The sequence below is a fragment of the Helicobacter sp. UBA3407 genome, from assembly GCF_949747025.1.
In the GTDB taxonomy this organism is placed as follows: domain Bacteria; phylum Campylobacterota; class Campylobacteria; order Campylobacterales; family Helicobacteraceae; genus Helicobacter_D; species Helicobacter_D ganmani.
In genome coordinates, this window is record NZ_CATKCB010000103.1 from 1 (window position 1) to 14,491 (window position 14,491).

Here is a 14,491-nt window from a genome sequence, read left to right on the forward strand (position 1 = left end):
ATTATTTGTAGAATCTTATTCCAAACCATATAAAAACACCAAATTCATAGAAATCCATTTAGATTATTTATTGAGTAATTTACATTACTATAACAAATTTATTTTTTTTTGTCAATTTATACTTAATTCAAGCAAACTTCTTTTATAATTAATGATTTAATCATCAAGTAAAATTTATTGAGATAAAATATAATTTTTTAAAGAAAAGAGAGTTTTTTATAAATGACACATATTGTGCAGGCACTATTTTTGCGAGAGCTAAAAACACGTTTTGGCAAAAACAAACGATTAGGATATTTTTGGGTCATTGGAGAACCAATGTCGCATATTCTTTTTTTCTTAATTATTTTTACCGTGATTCGTGCAAGGTCTATTCCGCAAGTTCCTGTGGAAATGTTTTTAGTTACAGGATTTGTGCCATTTTTTATGTTTAGAAACATTATTCAGCAAATTATATCTGGAGTGCAAGCAAATCTTGCTTTGATAGCCTATAAACCTGTTAAGCCTATCCATGTTTTTATTGCACGCGCACTTCTTGAAATCTGCATTTATTTTTCTATTTTTATTATCTTTATGGTGGGATTTGGGTGGTTTTTGGATTTGCCTATTTTGCCTGTGAATTTTTTAGAAGTTCTCATTGCTTTTTTTGGATTAGCTCTTTTGGGATTTGCAGTAGGCATTTGTCTTGCTTTTTTAAGTAGCGAGTTAGAATATACACAAATCTTCATAAGTTATGGAATCAATGTTTTTTACTTTGCCTCTGCAGTTTTATATCCTTTGTGGATTATGCCCAACCATATTGTAGAGCTTCTGCTTTACAATCCCGTTTTGCAGCTTCTTGAAATGTTGCGAGAAAATTATTTCCCCAATTATCCTTTGACAAATGGAATTAATTTTATTTATCCTTTTTCTATTGCGGTTATTCTACTCTTCATTGGGCTTTGGTATTATTTTTTCCGTTATAAATATCTAGGACAAATCAAATGATTAGGCTTGAGCATCTCACAAAATCCTATCCTTTGAACAAAGGGCGGCATTATGTCTTTAAAGACTTAACCTTTGAATTTCCCGATGATTGCAGTATCGGACTTATGGGACGCAATGGAGCGGGCAAATCCACTTTAATGCGAATCTTAGGAGGAATGGATATGCCAGATAAAGGAAGAGTTATCACAGATAAGAAAATTTCTTTCCCTATTGGGATTGGAACGCATTTTCAATCCTCACTAAGCTCAAGAGATAATATCAAATTTCTTGCACGTGTTTATGGCTATAAAGGAGACGCATTAAAAGAAAAAATCGCTTTTGTGGAAGATTTTGCTGAAATTGGTAAATTCTTTGACGAACCTAGTGGCATCTTATCATCAGGAATGAAATCACGTGTCTTATTTGGTATGAGTATGGCGTTTGATTTTGATTATTATTTGATTGACGAAGCAGGAGCAGTAGGCGACCCAGCTTTCAAGAAAAAAAGCGAGGCACTCTATCAAGAAAAACTAAGCACCTCTAAGGTTATTTTGGTTTCTCATAGTGTTTCAGAAATCAAAAAATGGTGTCATAAAATCATACACATTCAAGATGGTGTAGCAAAAGTCTATGATGATGTAGATGAAGGCATCAAGGCGTATCAAGGACAATAAATGGCTTTTTTAAAATCCCTTTTGCAGCAACCCGGCTTCCAAAAGCTTTTACCTTTCCTTAAAAGCTTCAGAATCGTATATGCGCTAATGATACTTGTAGTTGCTTACTATTTACTCATTGCAGCTGACCGCTATGTAAGTTCTATTACTTTAAGTGTGCGTTCTATCAATAATGATATTACACCCGTTAGTGGTTTGGCTTCTCTTATTGGTGTAAATTCAAGCGCAAGAGAAGATGTGCTATTTTTAAAACAATACATTCACTCTCTTGATATGCTCAATATTCTTGATAAAGAGATTCAACTCAAAAACCTTTACGCCTCCCAAATAAAAGACCCTTTCTTTATGTTGCGCAGCCATGCAAGTCAAGAGAGTTTTTTTAAGTTTTATCAAAAGAGAGTAGAAACCGTCCTTGATGATACTTCTGGATTATTACAGGTGAATGTTGAAGGTTTCTCACCACAAGATGCACAGACCATTGCACAGGCTATCTTAAAGGAATCCGAACGCTTTATTAATGAAATCTCACAAAGTGCCGCAAGAGAACAAATGGCATTTGCAGAACAAGAACTTTTAAAAGCAAAAACACGTTTGCAAACTGCCAAAAATGAGCTTTTGGCATTCCAGAGTCGTTATGGCGTTTTTGACCCACTCAAACAAGCAGAAGCAAAAGCCAACCTGACAACAGGAATTGAAAGCAAAATTGCTGAAAAAGAAACACAATTAACCACTATGCAAACCTATCTTAACGAAAACGCACCACAAATCATTATGCTAAAATCTGAAATTAATGCTTTGAAAAAACAATTAGCCAAAGAAACTTCCAAAATCGTTTCTTCTAGCAATTCCAAACGACTTAATGATTTAGCAGCAAGATTTCAAGATTTGACCATTGAAGCACAATTTGCTCAAGACGCATACACCGTAGCACTTACTTCCATTGAAACCACGAGAATAGAATCTAGCCGTAAAATCAAGCAACTTGTTGTGATTCAAAATGCTAGTGAGCCACAAGACCCAGAATACCCCAAAAAGATTTATAACATTCTCACCATTTTTGTGCTTTTATCCGCCATTTATGGTATTGTTAAACTCATCGCAATGATTATAGAGGAGCATAAATACTAATGAAAAAATCCGTTCAGACACTATTAATCAGCTTTTTCTTTGCAGCTTTTGCACAAGCTGTTGATGTTTCATCTATTTCAGCTACCCAACCACCCTATCAAGAGCAAACAGAACAGAATTATCCGCCACAAAATACACAACAAACAACACAAAACCAAATGCAAGCCCAACAGACGATTCCTAATTATCCTGCAACCAATACACAAAATCTCCCCGAGCAGTTGCCCGCCGTATTTGGAGCACATTTGTTTAATGGCAACTTCACACAAGCTTCTCAATCACTCTACAATCCAGATTATAAAATTGCGGTGGGGGATAAAATCAACTTTAGAATGTGGGGGGCAGTAGAATTTCAACAAGAATTAATGGTAGATTCACAAGGCAATGTGTTTATCCCAAGTGTTGGAGCAGTTAATCTACTAGGCATTAGAAATGGAGATTTGGTCAAAGTTCTAAAATCAAGCATTGCAAAAATCTACAAACAAAATGTTTTCGTTTATGCTGATATGAATGTTTATCAAAATGTTTCTATTTTTGTTACAGGAAATGTGAATCGTCCGGGTCTTTACCAAGGCTTGAGTTCTGATTCTGTTGTGCAATACTTAGACAAAGCAGGTGGAATCAACCTAGAGTATGGAAGTTTTAGAAATATTGAGATTCTACGCAACAATAAAATTGCACTAAACATTGACTTGTATGATTTTCTTTTTGAGGGCAAAATGAAGCTATTTCCTTTTAGGACAGGTGATGTGATTTTAGTCAAAAACATTGAAAGCTATGCTTTTGCAGAGGGAGATGTGCAAAAGCCTTTCCGATTTGAGCTTAAAAACAATATCAAAACCCTGCAAGATTTGGCAAATGCAGCAGGAGCAAAACCTATCGTAACCAATGCAGTCGTGCGCTCCTATTTGCCCAATCACACGATAGATGTTGTATCCTATAACAAAAAAGATTTCCAATCCGTGCTTTTAAGAGTAGGCGATGAAGTGGAATTCCGCCCGGATTACAATGCCGAAAATATCCATATTACGATAGAGGGGGAACATAGTGGCTTGCACTCTATGGTTGTCAAAAAAGGAACAAGCCTAGCAGAGGTTGTCTTGAAACTTAAACCCAATCAACAATCCAATATTGATGCGATTCAGCTTTATCGTGTAAGTGTCGCACAAACGCAAAAACAACTTATTGAGGCACAATTAAAAGAACTTGAAACCATTGCACTAACTTCCTCCTCCGTTACTGCACAAGAAGCAAGTATGCGCGCAAGTCATTCTCAGATGGTGCTAGAGTTTATTGAGCGCGCAAAAAATGTTCAACCCAAAGGTCAAGTTGTTTTAGAAAACAAACAAGCCTTCACCAAAACAATCCTTGAAGAAGGTGATATTATTAACATTCCCGCAAAAAGCAATTTAGTGCTTGTGCAAGGGGAAGTTGCATTACCGGGAGCTTTCACTTATGAACCAAACAAAAGTTTGCGAGACTATATTAAATTAGCAGGTGATTTCACTGAACGCGCAAACAAAAAACGAATCTTAGTCATTCGCTCTAATGGCAAAGCGGAACGTTACAATGGAAATTGGTCATCTGGCACTAAAACAATACAACCCGGGGATTCTGTGCTTGTTTTACCAGAAATTGAAACAGGACGAGGATTGCAGATTACAAGTATCTTGACACAAATTCTTTACCAAGTGGCAGTTGCAACTAAAGTCATTTTAGACCTTTAAGATAAAAAGCCAAATAAGAATTGTCCAATGCAACTAGATAATGCAATTTCACAATTTAGAGATTCTAACATTCTCCTTTTACAAGGACCTGTGGGTCCTTTTTTCTATCATTTGGCACAAAAACTCAAAAAAAATAACAATCAAGTTTTTAAACTAAACTTTAATGGGGGAGATTTGCTTTTTTTTCCTTTTAAAGCACAAAGTTATCGCGGTCAATTAGCGGATTTTGAAGAATTTATAAGACATTTTTATCTCAATCATAAAATCCAAAAAATTTTTATGTTCAATGACTGCCGCCCATTGCACAAAATCGCCATTAAAGTAGCCAAATCCCTGAAGATTCCTTATTTCATATTTGAAGAAGGCTACATTCGCCCAAACTTTATTACATTGGAAAATAAAGGTGTCAATGCAAATTCCACACTTCCAAAAGACCCACAAGTTTTTTCAAAATTTACCCCCCAATCCAAAGAACAAGAATACAGCATTAAGCATTCTTTTAGAAATATGGCTTGGTTTTCCTTTTTGTATTGGTTTTCTGCTTTTTGGTGTGGATTGTATTTTAACAATAAGCTACATCACCGTAGTTTAAGTGGTATGGAAATGTTTCCTTGGTTTCTTTCGCTCTTTAGAAAATATCTCTATAAATTTAGCGAAAAAGAAGACATTGAATTTATTTTAGAATCCAAAAAACAATATTTTGCCCTTATTTTACAAGTGCATAATGATACACAAATCAAAAATCATTTTGAAGGAAGGAGGATTGAAAACTTCATTAGAAACTCTATTCGCTCCTTTGCACAACACGCAAAACCTCAACATTTTTTAGTCATCAAGCATCACCCAATGGACAGAGGATATAAAAATTACAAGATTTTTATCAAACGACAAGCAAGAAAATATAATGTAAATAGTCGCGTCATTTATTTGCACGATATACATTTGCCTGATTTTTTACGTAATGCGTTAGGCTGTATCGTCATTAATAGCACAACAGGACTTTCAAGCATTTTGCACAAATGCCCCACAAAAGTATGTGGTAGCGCATTTTACGACATCAAAGGATTGACATTCCAAGAACCCTTAAGCAAATTTTGGAGTGGTGCAAAGAAATTTAAAATTGACCAACAACTTTTTGTAAATTTCAGAAAATATCTAATAGAGCATAATCAAATCAATGGTAGTTTTTATGGCTCTCTTTCTTCTAAAATATCCCCCCCCCCCCGCACAGAAATACGTGAGAAATTCCGCTGGAATGGGAGAGCGCATTAAAACAATCCAAAAAACCTAATAAACCTCTACATTTCTTGTGAGATTCCATTGTAGAATCGTGGCAATCTCCTAAGCATAACTATGCAAAAAACAAAGGCGCGCTACAACTGCTTGCCAATTGTTTGGTCATTCAAACGTTTCCTAAGCACCAAATCAATAATTGGCTGCTCTCTTGAATTCGCGCGTTTGCAATGATCTTTTTGAAAAAAATCTGTAAGCTTTATTACAATTTTTGCCCATTTTTTATCCTTCTCACGCCATGCGTGTGAAGAAACAGACTCCCAAGCATAGCCATTAAACAAAGTTGCATTCACGAAATGATCTAATGCACGCACCCCTTGTCTCACACGCGATACCTTGCCAAAAGTTCCCACAACCACAATTAACAAATAGCCAACCACCATTAAAGGAACGAGTGCGCATAGCAATAAAGTCCCTGCTAATTTTTCTTTCATTTAATTTTTTCTTTGTGTGAATTGAATCTGCATTCCATTTGCCGAACGAATTGTAAGACGCCCTACGACATCTGGAACAAAATTTTCTTGCAATTTTAATTGATAATTTCTCAAAATATTTGCCAAAATCAAAACTGCCTCTTGCATTGCGAATCCCTGTCCAATACAAATGCGCTCTCCCATTCCAAAGGGCAAATAAGTGTCTTTCTGAATTACATTTTTCTCCTCAAAACGACTAGGGTCAAACTCGTGCGGATTTTTCCAATAGCTTTCGTGCCTTTGAATCAACCAAGGAGCAACCACAACACCAGAGCCTTCTTTGACTAATTTGTTTTGAATCTTAACCTCTTGCTTTGCAGTCCTTGCAAAGAATCCAACAGGAGGATAAAGTCGCAAAGATTCTTTGAAAATATTAGAAACATATTTTAATTTGCGCAAATGTTGCAAAGTAAGAATCTCCTCTCCTGCGACTTCATAGATTTCTTGATAAGCCTTTTCTTGTTCCTGCGGTGAAATGCTTAAAATATATAAAGTCCAAGTTAAAGAACTTGCACTCGTCTCGTGTCCTGCCAAAAACAGCATTGCCACTTGGTCTAAAATCTCTTCAAAGCTGAATCTTTCGCCACTTTGTGGGTCAATCACTTCAAGCAATGAAGCCAAAATATCCTCATATTCTCCACCCTTTCCCGCACTCACCGCATCATAACGAGGTTTAATAATATCTGCTAACACTCTACGAATCGTATCCCCTGCCCTCATTCGCTTGCGCTCCCCTAAGAGATAAGAAATCCATTGTGGAATGCAAAACATTTTACGAATCGCTGTATGCACGGTTTGCTCTTGAAACACTACAAAAGCGTCCAAGACTTCTTTGCCTTGTGATTCGTCTAGCTTTTGGGATAGAATCGTGCGAAAAATTACATCTGCTGTTACAAAGGTCATCACCTCATCTATCTCTATGATTGCGCCATTTGGATAGCGGGAAAGCTTCTTCATCATGTCTTCTACGGCTTCATTCATTAAGCCAAAAACTTTTGTAATGCGCGCCTGCTCAAAACTCGGGCGCAAAAGCTCCCTTTGTTTTTGCCATACTCCACCATTTGTTGTGAAAATACTCTCACCAAGCAAAGGCTTAAGCAGCTGATGTAACCAATTGCTTTTGGGAAATTTTTGCACCTCATCTACCATTACACGACGCACATCTTTAGGGTGATTAACGATGTAAAGGTCAAAACCGGGCATTTTAACCTGCCCAGATTTCATTTTGTAGCTTTTTTCATACAAGCCATCAAGCCAAGAACGTCTTTTGAGTAAAAATGTCGTCAGCAAGCTTGCTTTATTTTTATGTGGCTTAGGGAAGAATGGACATTGTCCCATTAGACGGCTCCTATTTTGGATTCTAAAGTGTTTTTGCCACCAATGAAATTAAAAAAATCGTATGAACCTAAAATCTCATTAGAATACAGATACAAAAAATGTGCCAAATACCAATTATATCGTATTTTCTTATAAGTCTGCGGGGTAAAAAGCTGATGGAATCTAGGCGATAAGAACTTTGGTTTAAACTTTGCTTGGATTCCAGAAGCGCGAAAATAATCAAGCAGAGGAAAGCAAGCCCCATCAATCTTAGCGGTAAAATCAAACCACACAAGAGGTGCATTTCCAAGCGTTTGCAAATCCATCTTAAACTGCCCGCAACTTTTCTGAAAACTTACAAGCGGTATGCACTGCCCAAGCGTTAGAATCTTAAAACATTTCAAATCCAACTTTTGCTCCTGTGCAATTCTAACCACCCTTGCCGCAACACTCATTGCTAAAATCGTTCCCACACTATGCGCGCACAAAATCAATTCATAATTCTTTGTTTCTTGTTTTTTTTGCAACACATTGAGAATCACATTGCTAAACTCGTTGATGAGAGCTTGAGATTCTGCAATTTTGCCCGCAGCATATTTTGCGCAAAACACATAAATGTTAGAAAGCCAAAATACTGCAAATTTCTTGCCCAAATATAAAATGACTTTCGTAACACTCCACAAGCACACTAACACACAAAGAATCGCAACAGCAAGATTCCAAGATTCTAGCATTTGAAATAAATAAAAAATCCCAACAAAACTGACTGCATAACTTAAGCAAAAATACACAATGGGATACAACCCAGCAATTAACTGCGTTTTAGATTCTTTGGCAAAAACTCTAAAAATGCCAGAAAAGATATAGGTTTTTAAAAAATAAGCAAAATCAAACACAAAATCACACAAGCTTTTTGCCCAATATTTTTTGACGACACTATCCCATTGCAAAAAATGATAATTAACTTGCGATTCCTCTCCAACAATCACACAACAAGGAATCTCATTTTTTTGACTACAAGGAGAAATGCTAAGATTTAATCCATTAAGATAATTTTGCTTGTAAAGATTCCGCTTCAAAAGTGCATAATAATAGCGATAACTGCGTGGGTCATAACCTGCGAGATAAAACACATCTTTTTTGTTTTCCATATCCTAACTTTCTTCAAGCTACTTAAGCTTTTTCTTGCACTTTAACATTTACTCTTTTGTCTCAAATTATAACGATTTCTAGATTAAAAACGCCAAAAACTTAAAAACTTTAAAGGTCTAAGAATCTTGAATGATTAGGATTCTTCTTTGTATTGTGAAATATCGGGTTGAAACTTATAAATTTTGTTTTTCAAGCGCACGAGCAAGCCCGTATCAATAAGCTGATGAAAAGTTTTCACCACGGTAGGCTTACTTACACCCACTTCTTGCACAATATCTTCATAAGAACCATAAAAAATATTTTCATCATTGCTATGCTCAATTAAATATTTAATAATTTCAATTTTCTTGCCACCCACGAAAACAGAAATCGCATTTAAAAGCGCATTTTTAGCACGCAATTCATTTGCCTGATATTTTGGCAAAATCGCGCGCAAAATTGTTTTTAAAAGCTCCTCTACATCAATAGGTTTTAAAATATACCCATCTACTCGCAATTCAATACAATCTAGCAAATAATGGGTTTCAGTATGCGCAGTTACCACGATGACGGACAAATCCCAAAGCGGATTCTTACGAATCTCACGCAGAAGTTCTATACCATTTAATTTAGGCATTAAAATATCCGTAATAATTAAATCTATTGTTTCGTTTTTTAGAATCTCCAAAGCCTCTTTACCATTGCGAGCCACCACAAGTCTATCCACATAATCTTCAAGCACCATAGAGGCAAATTTCAAAATATCTTCCTCATCTTCAATATAGAGAACTTTTAAGTTTTTTAAAATCTTTTCATCATTTTTTGACAACATTGTCTCTCCTTGATTTTAGCTTTTTAATGGAATCCTGATTATAAATTGCGCTCCACAACTTCCATCTTTAATAGGACAATTTGGCATACATACTTTTTCTTGGCATAAAATATTATTATAATGCACATTGCGCACCTCAATACTTCCTTCCATTTGTTTTTCTATGATTTGCTTAGACATATACAATCCAATTCCTGTGCCCACAGATTTATGTTTTGTCGTAAAATAAGGCTCAAAAATCTTTTGAATATCCTCTAGCTTAATCCCGCCACCATTGTCTGTAAATAGAATCTTAACGCAACTTTTAGAGGAAAATTCCTTGCATATTTCACCATTTTCTATACCTACCACAATACGAATCCTAGCAGGTGAAATCAGACGCTCTTTTAAAACATCTTCCGAATTTTTAATAAGATTCAAAATCACTTGTGAAAAAGCACTTTTGTAACCATACAATTCAATATCTTGAGGGCAATCTACTACGACACTAATTTCATTTTGCTTTAAAAAAGCATCTACAAGCGAAATAGAATCTTGGATATTTGCTCTTAAATTAAATACTTCTTTATCACTAGAGGAATGAAAAAAATTACGAAAATCCTCAATCGTTCGGGACATTGCTTTAGCAATTTTTAAACCATCATGGACTTGCAAATCAATAAATTCTTGTGTGAGCTTACCATTTTGAGATTTCACCTTAAAAGTCTGAATCAACAGCATAAGGGCATTCAAGGGTTGCCTCCACTGGTGTGCAATATTGCCAATCATCTCCCCCATACTTGCAAGCCTTGCTTGTTGATACATAATCTGGTCTTTCTTGCGACTTTCTAGCACTTCTTGCTTAATTTTTTCTTGCAGTGAGTTATTGAGATTCTGTAATTCTTTGGTTTTTTCTTGCACTTTTTGTTCAGACATTGCATGCAGGCTTTTAATATTACGCAAAATCAAAAAACTAAGTAAAATGGTGGTGAGCATAATCAAGCACATCATCACCAAAACAACTTTATGCACTACACTATGTAAGGCATTATTGCGTGCTTTTTTAATCTCCACAAAACGCAAACTTGCATCAATCATACGTGAAATTTCAACATTCAGATGATTTGCACTTTGTTCAAAAATCTCTTCTTTGGAAACTTTGAAATTTTGCAACGAAGCAAGATAATAGCTAATTGCGCTATCAAGGTGGTTTAAATGTGTTTCAAAGCTAGATTTTTCATCTAAAATTAAATTTTCTCCACCAAAGAGATAATAAATTTTTAATAAAAAATGTGTGAAATAGCTCTCATTAACGAGATTGTTTTGTATGTTTCTATAATTTTCCCATTGTGCGATAATGGTTTCTTGTGCTTTGACAATTTCTGCTTCCTCTAATCTGTGTGCAATGAGAATGTTTTGGGCATTTGTAATGCTTTTATGCAACTCTTCTAAACTAATAAGAGATTGGCTATATTCAGTAAATAGGACATCATAATCATATTTTAAACTAAAATAATATACATAAGAAACAACCGCTAAAGAAAGCAATCCTGAAGCAATATTGAACACTAGCACGTGCGTTTTTGCTTCTAATGTTGTTCCAAAAATCCTAAATATTTTCAAATCTCAATCCCAAATCTTTAAGAAATAATTTGTGCGACATTGTAACACTAATTTGCAAGATTCCTCATAAAACCCGAAACAAAAATCCTCAAACTTTTAATAAATTTGCAAAAAATTCAAGAATCTTACAAAATTTTAGAATTCTTTTATACTAAAAGGATATGATTACAAATATACTTAATTTTAAAGGAGTTTAGTATGAAAAAGATTTTGTTAGGAATCGTATTGGCAACTGGCTGTTTAATGGCAAGTGATGGTGCAGCAATCTACAAAAAATGTATTGCGTGCCACGGAGTAAATGCTGAGAAAGTTGCTCCCGGAAGCAAAGGTGGTATAACAATTGCTGGAATGGACAAAGCAAGACTCGTAGAGCAACTCAAAGGTTATGCAGCGGGAACTGCAGATAATGGTGGCGCAAAAGCAATCATGTATGCAAACATGAAAAACTTTAAATTAACTGACGCAGATATTGACGCAGTAGCAGACTATATCTCTAAACTTCCTGCTGCCAAATAATCTTTCTCCCACTTGTTGGGAGATTCTTTTAATCCATGCCTTACTTACAAATAGACTCTCAAAAGTTTTTGCATAATTATCAAATTATTTTAAACACTATTGCCCCTAAAAATCCAGAAAAAATTGCTATTGTTCTCAAGGACAATGCTTATGGGCACGGGCTTAAGCAAATTGCTGAACTTGCTAAACGCGTTAAAATACAAAATGCCTTTGTAAAAAATACTTATGAAGCCTTAGAAATTGCACCATTTTTTTCTTACATTGCGATTCTATACCCCCATTCTCTACCTTGCGATTCCCTTTTTAAAGAGGCATTGCAATCACCCAATATTTATTTTTGCGCCCATAGTTTAGAATCTCTAAAAAACTATCCCAAAGGCACAAAGATTGAATTAAAAGTAGATAGCGGAATGCACCGCAATGGAATCGCAAAAAATACATTAAACCAAGCCTTTAAACTCATTGCTCAAAATGCTTTAGAACTCAAAGGAATCTACACACACAATGGATTTGGAGATGATTTCGGTAGTGAATTTTATACGCAAAATACGGAATTTTTGGCAATCAAAGAGGAATCTTTGAAACTCTGCGCACATTACAATCTTCCACGCCCGCGATTCCATTCTCTAAGCTCCTCTGGTGCGTTTCGCGCAAAAGATACACAATATGATTTACAAGATGATTTATTTCGTATTGGAATTGCATTTTATGGTTATTTATGTCAAGATTCTGCCTTTGCTACGCTCAATCTTAAGCCTATTGCGGCACTCTTTGCGCAAAAAATCTCCACCTTAATGCTTAAATCCAATGCAAGGATTGGCTATCACGGCGTAAGCACCTTAAAAGAAAATATAGTTTCCACTTATGACATTGGCTATGGCGATGGATTATTTCGCTTGCGTGAAGGTATGCAAGTCTGTAGTGCAGAGGGATTCAGAATCCTACCTCGCGCCTCTATGGACTGCATTAGCATAGAATCCGCACAGGAAGAAGTTTGTGTTTTCAATGATGCCCGAATATTTGCACAAGCATTCGGAACAATCCCTTATGAGATTTTATCTCATTTGCACGCCTATATCCCAAAAGTTATCATTTAATCTAATGAATCTCCTCAATGCAACACAAAACTAAAATCTATCGGGAAAAATCTCTAAAATCACTCGTTTTTCTAAATCATAAAGCATATAACGAATCGCTTTAAACTTCTCACTTTCCTCAATAAAGTCTATTTTCAAAATCTCTTCAAGCACGCGAGCAGATTCTTGTGCTCGTTTAAAATTAGCAATAAAAACACTTTGAAGGTTTTCGCGATTTTGTTCTTCTTTTGTAGAAACTTTTAAGACATCTTTATTAGAATCACGTGTATCCAACAAATCCAAATAAAATTCTATGCGACATTGATGACGAAGATTTTTAAGTATAGAAGCAAAATTTTTGTGATTGAATCCATAACGCAAAATATCTTCAACTACACGAATCCCTTCGCGCAAGCGATTGAGATTTGCATCTACAATGCGCAAAGTGCGCAAGGGAGAGCTTGAATTATTCTCTTGAGTTAAAGATTCCAAGAATTTGAAGCAAAGAAATAAATAAATTTAAGAAGTCTAAATACAAACTCACTGCCGCCATTACAGGGCTATCATATAAGCCACGCACAATATTTTGTGTATCATAAGCGATAAAGATGCTGAACAAAATTGCACCCACTCCCGCCAAAACAACTTGTAGAATCGGGCTTCCCAAAAATAAATTAATCAAAGAACCCACAACTACAACAATCAGTGCAATAAATAGCATTTTACCCATACTTGCTAAATCTTTTTTCGTGCGCAATGCAAAAATACTCATCACACCAAAAATCGCTGTTGTTAGCAAAAATGCTTGAGCTACAATCTCTGCTCCACCTGGCATTCCTAAGATTCTACTAAGAATAGGAGTGAGCGTTAAGCCTGTCATAAAAGTAAAAGCAAAAAGCAGCAACAAATTAAGACCTGCTTTTGCTCTTGCGAACATTAAACCAAACAATAAAGCAAATTCCAAAATCACAAATCCAATATAATATTGTGAAACTAAATATCCCAATGCAGAAATTCCAATGTATGCACCCACTGTTGCCGCAAGTAAAGAGCCCGCAAAAAGTTGATAAGTTTGTTTTACAAAACTAATGAGTGCAATATCGCTTTGTGCGAAAGCCTCATTATTTGTTTCATTCTGATAACCTTTATAATTCAAGGGTTTTCTATCGTATAATGACATTTTAGCATTCCTTTATTTTAATTTTAAGGTTGCGATTATATCTAAAATTCACTAAGAATAGCATTAAATATGTTACAATTTTACTTTATTTAAAGAATTATGGAGCAAAATGGAAAAAATTAAAATTTTTATTAATGGATTTGGCAGAATTGGACGCTGTATTACACGTGTTGCGCTCTGTGAAATGCAAGATAAAATTGAAATTGTTGGCATTAATGACCTTGCAAATCCAGAGATTTTAAGCTATCTTTTAACGCACGATTCCGTGCATCAAAATACCTCAATCCAATGTGGAGAAAATTCTTTCATTTTTAATGGTGTCAAAATTCCTTTCTCCCAAAAGAAAACACCCAAAGAGATTGATATTTTAGGGGCAGATATTGTCATTGAAGCAAGCGGTTTATTTTTAACACAAAAAGAAGTGGAATCCCACTTGCAAAAAGGGGCTAGACGCGTGATTTTTTCTGCTCCCGCAAAAGACGATACAAAAACTTTTGTCTTAGGAGTGAATCACAAGGATTATCAAGGGGAAAAAATCATCTCCAATGCGAGTTGCACTACTAATGCACTCGCTCC

The 14,491-nt window shown here is 35.4% G+C and carries 15 protein-coding genes; 8 read left to right on the forward strand and 7 right to left on the reverse strand.

What is annotated here, in order from left to right:
* Positions 1 to 222: 222 nt before the first annotated feature.
* From Q1553_RS02830 to Q1553_RS02850, 5 genes are read left to right on the forward strand one after another with little or no spacing between them, the layout of a single operon-like run.
* The gene (locus Q1553_RS02830) at positions 223 to 987 is read left to right on the forward strand and encodes an ABC transporter permease (protein ID WP_115551657.1); all 765 of its coding nucleotides are present in this window, start codon (positions 223 to 225) and stop codon (positions 985 to 987) included.
* Positions 984 to 1,640, forward strand: a complete 657-nt coding sequence (locus tag Q1553_RS02835; RefSeq protein ID WP_115551658.1) for an ABC transporter ATP-binding protein — start codon at positions 984 to 986, stop codon at positions 1,638 to 1,640. Before Q1553_RS02830 ends, Q1553_RS02835 begins: the two co-directional genes overlap by 4 nt.
* Positions 1,641 to 2,768 carry a capsule biosynthesis protein gene (locus Q1553_RS02840; protein WP_300668197.1) on the forward strand — a complete coding sequence of 376 codons (1,128 nt, stop codon included), beginning with the start codon at positions 1,641 to 1,643 and terminating at the stop codon, positions 2,766 to 2,768.
* Entirely contained in the window at positions 2,768 to 4,495 is a 1,728-nt protein-coding gene (locus Q1553_RS02845) for an SLBB domain-containing protein (protein ID WP_300761180.1), read from the forward strand. The genes Q1553_RS02840 and Q1553_RS02845 overlap by 1 nt, the downstream gene beginning before the upstream one ends.
* Before the next feature lie 27 nt (positions 4,496 to 4,522).
* A complete protein-coding gene (locus Q1553_RS02850) occupies positions 4,523 to 5,767 on the forward strand; it encodes a capsular biosynthesis protein (protein ID WP_300675769.1) in 1,245 nt (414 codons plus the stop codon).
* A 101-nt stretch (positions 5,768 to 5,868) separates the two neighbouring features.
* Here the strand turns inward: Q1553_RS02850 and Q1553_RS02855 are convergent, their stop codons facing one another.
* The 5 genes from Q1553_RS02855 to Q1553_RS02875 form a co-directional block, all read right to left on the reverse strand.
* Positions 5,869 to 6,222, reverse strand: coding sequence for a hypothetical protein (locus tag Q1553_RS02855; RefSeq protein WP_115551662.1), 354 nt, complete (start codon positions 6,220 to 6,222; stop codon positions 5,869 to 5,871).
* Positions 6,223 to 7,599 carry a cytochrome P450 gene (locus Q1553_RS02860; protein ID WP_115551663.1) on the reverse strand — a complete coding sequence of 459 codons (1,377 nt, stop codon included), beginning with the start codon at positions 7,597 to 7,599 and terminating at the stop codon, positions 6,223 to 6,225.
* Positions 7,599 to 8,729, reverse strand: coding sequence for a hypothetical protein (locus tag Q1553_RS02865; protein ID WP_297601361.1), 1,131 nt, complete (start codon positions 8,727 to 8,729; stop codon positions 7,599 to 7,601). Before Q1553_RS02865 ends, Q1553_RS02860 begins: the two co-directional genes overlap by 1 nt.
* A 134-nt stretch (positions 8,730 to 8,863) precedes the next feature.
* Positions 8,864 to 9,541 (reverse strand): response regulator, encoded by a 678-nt coding sequence (locus Q1553_RS02870; RefSeq protein ID WP_115551665.1) that lies wholly within the window; start codon positions 9,539 to 9,541, stop codon positions 8,864 to 8,866.
* A 15-nt stretch (positions 9,542 to 9,556) separates the two neighbouring features.
* Complete coding sequence (locus Q1553_RS02875; protein ID WP_115551666.1) at positions 9,557 to 11,143, reverse strand: HAMP domain-containing sensor histidine kinase; 1,587 nt, start codon at positions 11,141 to 11,143, stop codon at positions 9,557 to 9,559.
* A gap of 198 nt (positions 11,144 to 11,341) precedes the next feature.
* Here Q1553_RS02875 and Q1553_RS02880 point away from each other — a divergent pair, with 198 nt between their 5' ends.
* Positions 11,342 to 11,659, forward strand: coding sequence for a c-type cytochrome (locus Q1553_RS02880; protein ID WP_115551667.1), 318 nt, complete (start codon positions 11,342 to 11,344; stop codon positions 11,657 to 11,659).
* Positions 11,660 to 11,694: 35 nt separating this feature from the next.
* A complete protein-coding gene (locus Q1553_RS02885) occupies positions 11,695 to 12,756 on the forward strand; it encodes an alanine racemase (protein WP_300691822.1) in 1,062 nt (353 codons plus the stop codon).
* Between the two features lie 30 nt (positions 12,757 to 12,786).
* On the opposite strand, the gene Q1553_RS02890 is transcribed toward Q1553_RS02885, so the two are convergent.
* Both Q1553_RS02890 and Q1553_RS02895 read right to left on the reverse strand, forming a co-directional pair.
* Positions 12,787 to 13,227, reverse strand: a complete 441-nt coding sequence (locus Q1553_RS02890) for a thiamine-phosphate pyrophosphorylase (RefSeq protein ID WP_297601366.1) — start codon at positions 13,225 to 13,227, stop codon at positions 12,787 to 12,789.
* Entirely contained in the window at positions 13,202 to 13,915 is a 714-nt protein-coding gene (locus tag Q1553_RS02895) for a Bax inhibitor-1/YccA family protein (RefSeq protein ID WP_115551669.1), read from the reverse strand. The genes Q1553_RS02890 and Q1553_RS02895 overlap by 26 nt, the downstream gene beginning before the upstream one ends.
* Before the next feature lie 109 nt (positions 13,916 to 14,024).
* Here Q1553_RS02895 and Q1553_RS02900 point away from each other — a divergent pair.
* The coding region (locus Q1553_RS02900; RefSeq protein ID WP_300842740.1) for a glyceraldehyde 3-phosphate dehydrogenase NAD-binding domain-containing protein at positions 14,025 to 14,491 on the forward strand (467 nt) is incomplete at its 3' end.

Bases quoted from the DNA above. Each gene is read 5' to 3' on its own strand.
- Q1553_RS02830 (WP_115551657.1), top strand. From the start codon at position 223: ATGACACATATTGTGCAGGCACTATTTTTGCGAGAGCTAAAAACACGT.
- Q1553_RS02835 (WP_115551658.1), top strand. From the start codon at position 984: ATGATTAGGCTTGAGCATCTCACAAAATCCTATCCTTTGAACAAAGGG.
- Q1553_RS02840 (WP_300668197.1), top strand. From the start codon at position 1,641: ATGGCTTTTTTAAAATCCCTTTTGCAGCAACCCGGCTTCCAAAAGCTT.
- Q1553_RS02845 (WP_300761180.1), top strand. From the start codon at position 2,768: ATGAAAAAATCCGTTCAGACACTATTAATCAGCTTTTTCTTTGCAGCT.
- Q1553_RS02850 (WP_300675769.1), top strand. From the start codon at position 4,523: ATGCAACTAGATAATGCAATTTCACAATTTAGAGATTCTAACATTCTC.
- Q1553_RS02855 (WP_115551662.1), bottom strand. From the start codon at position 6,222: ATGAAAGAAAAATTAGCAGGGACTTTATTGCTATGCGCACTCGTTCCT.
- Q1553_RS02860 (WP_115551663.1), bottom strand. From the start codon at position 7,599: ATGGGACAATGTCCATTCTTCCCTAAGCCACATAAAAATAAAGCAAGC.
- Q1553_RS02865 (WP_297601361.1), bottom strand. From the start codon at position 8,729: ATGGAAAACAAAAAAGATGTGTTTTATCTCGCAGGTTATGACCCACGC.
- Q1553_RS02870 (WP_115551665.1), bottom strand. From the start codon at position 9,541: ATGTTGTCAAAAAATGATGAAAAGATTTTAAAAAACTTAAAAGTTCTC.
- Q1553_RS02880 (WP_115551667.1), top strand. From the start codon at position 11,342: ATGAAAAAGATTTTGTTAGGAATCGTATTGGCAACTGGCTGTTTAATG.
- Q1553_RS02885 (WP_300691822.1), top strand. From the start codon at position 11,695: ATGCCTTACTTACAAATAGACTCTCAAAAGTTTTTGCATAATTATCAA.
- Q1553_RS02895 (WP_115551669.1), bottom strand. From the start codon at position 13,915: ATGTCATTATACGATAGAAAACCCTTGAATTATAAAGGTTATCAGAAT.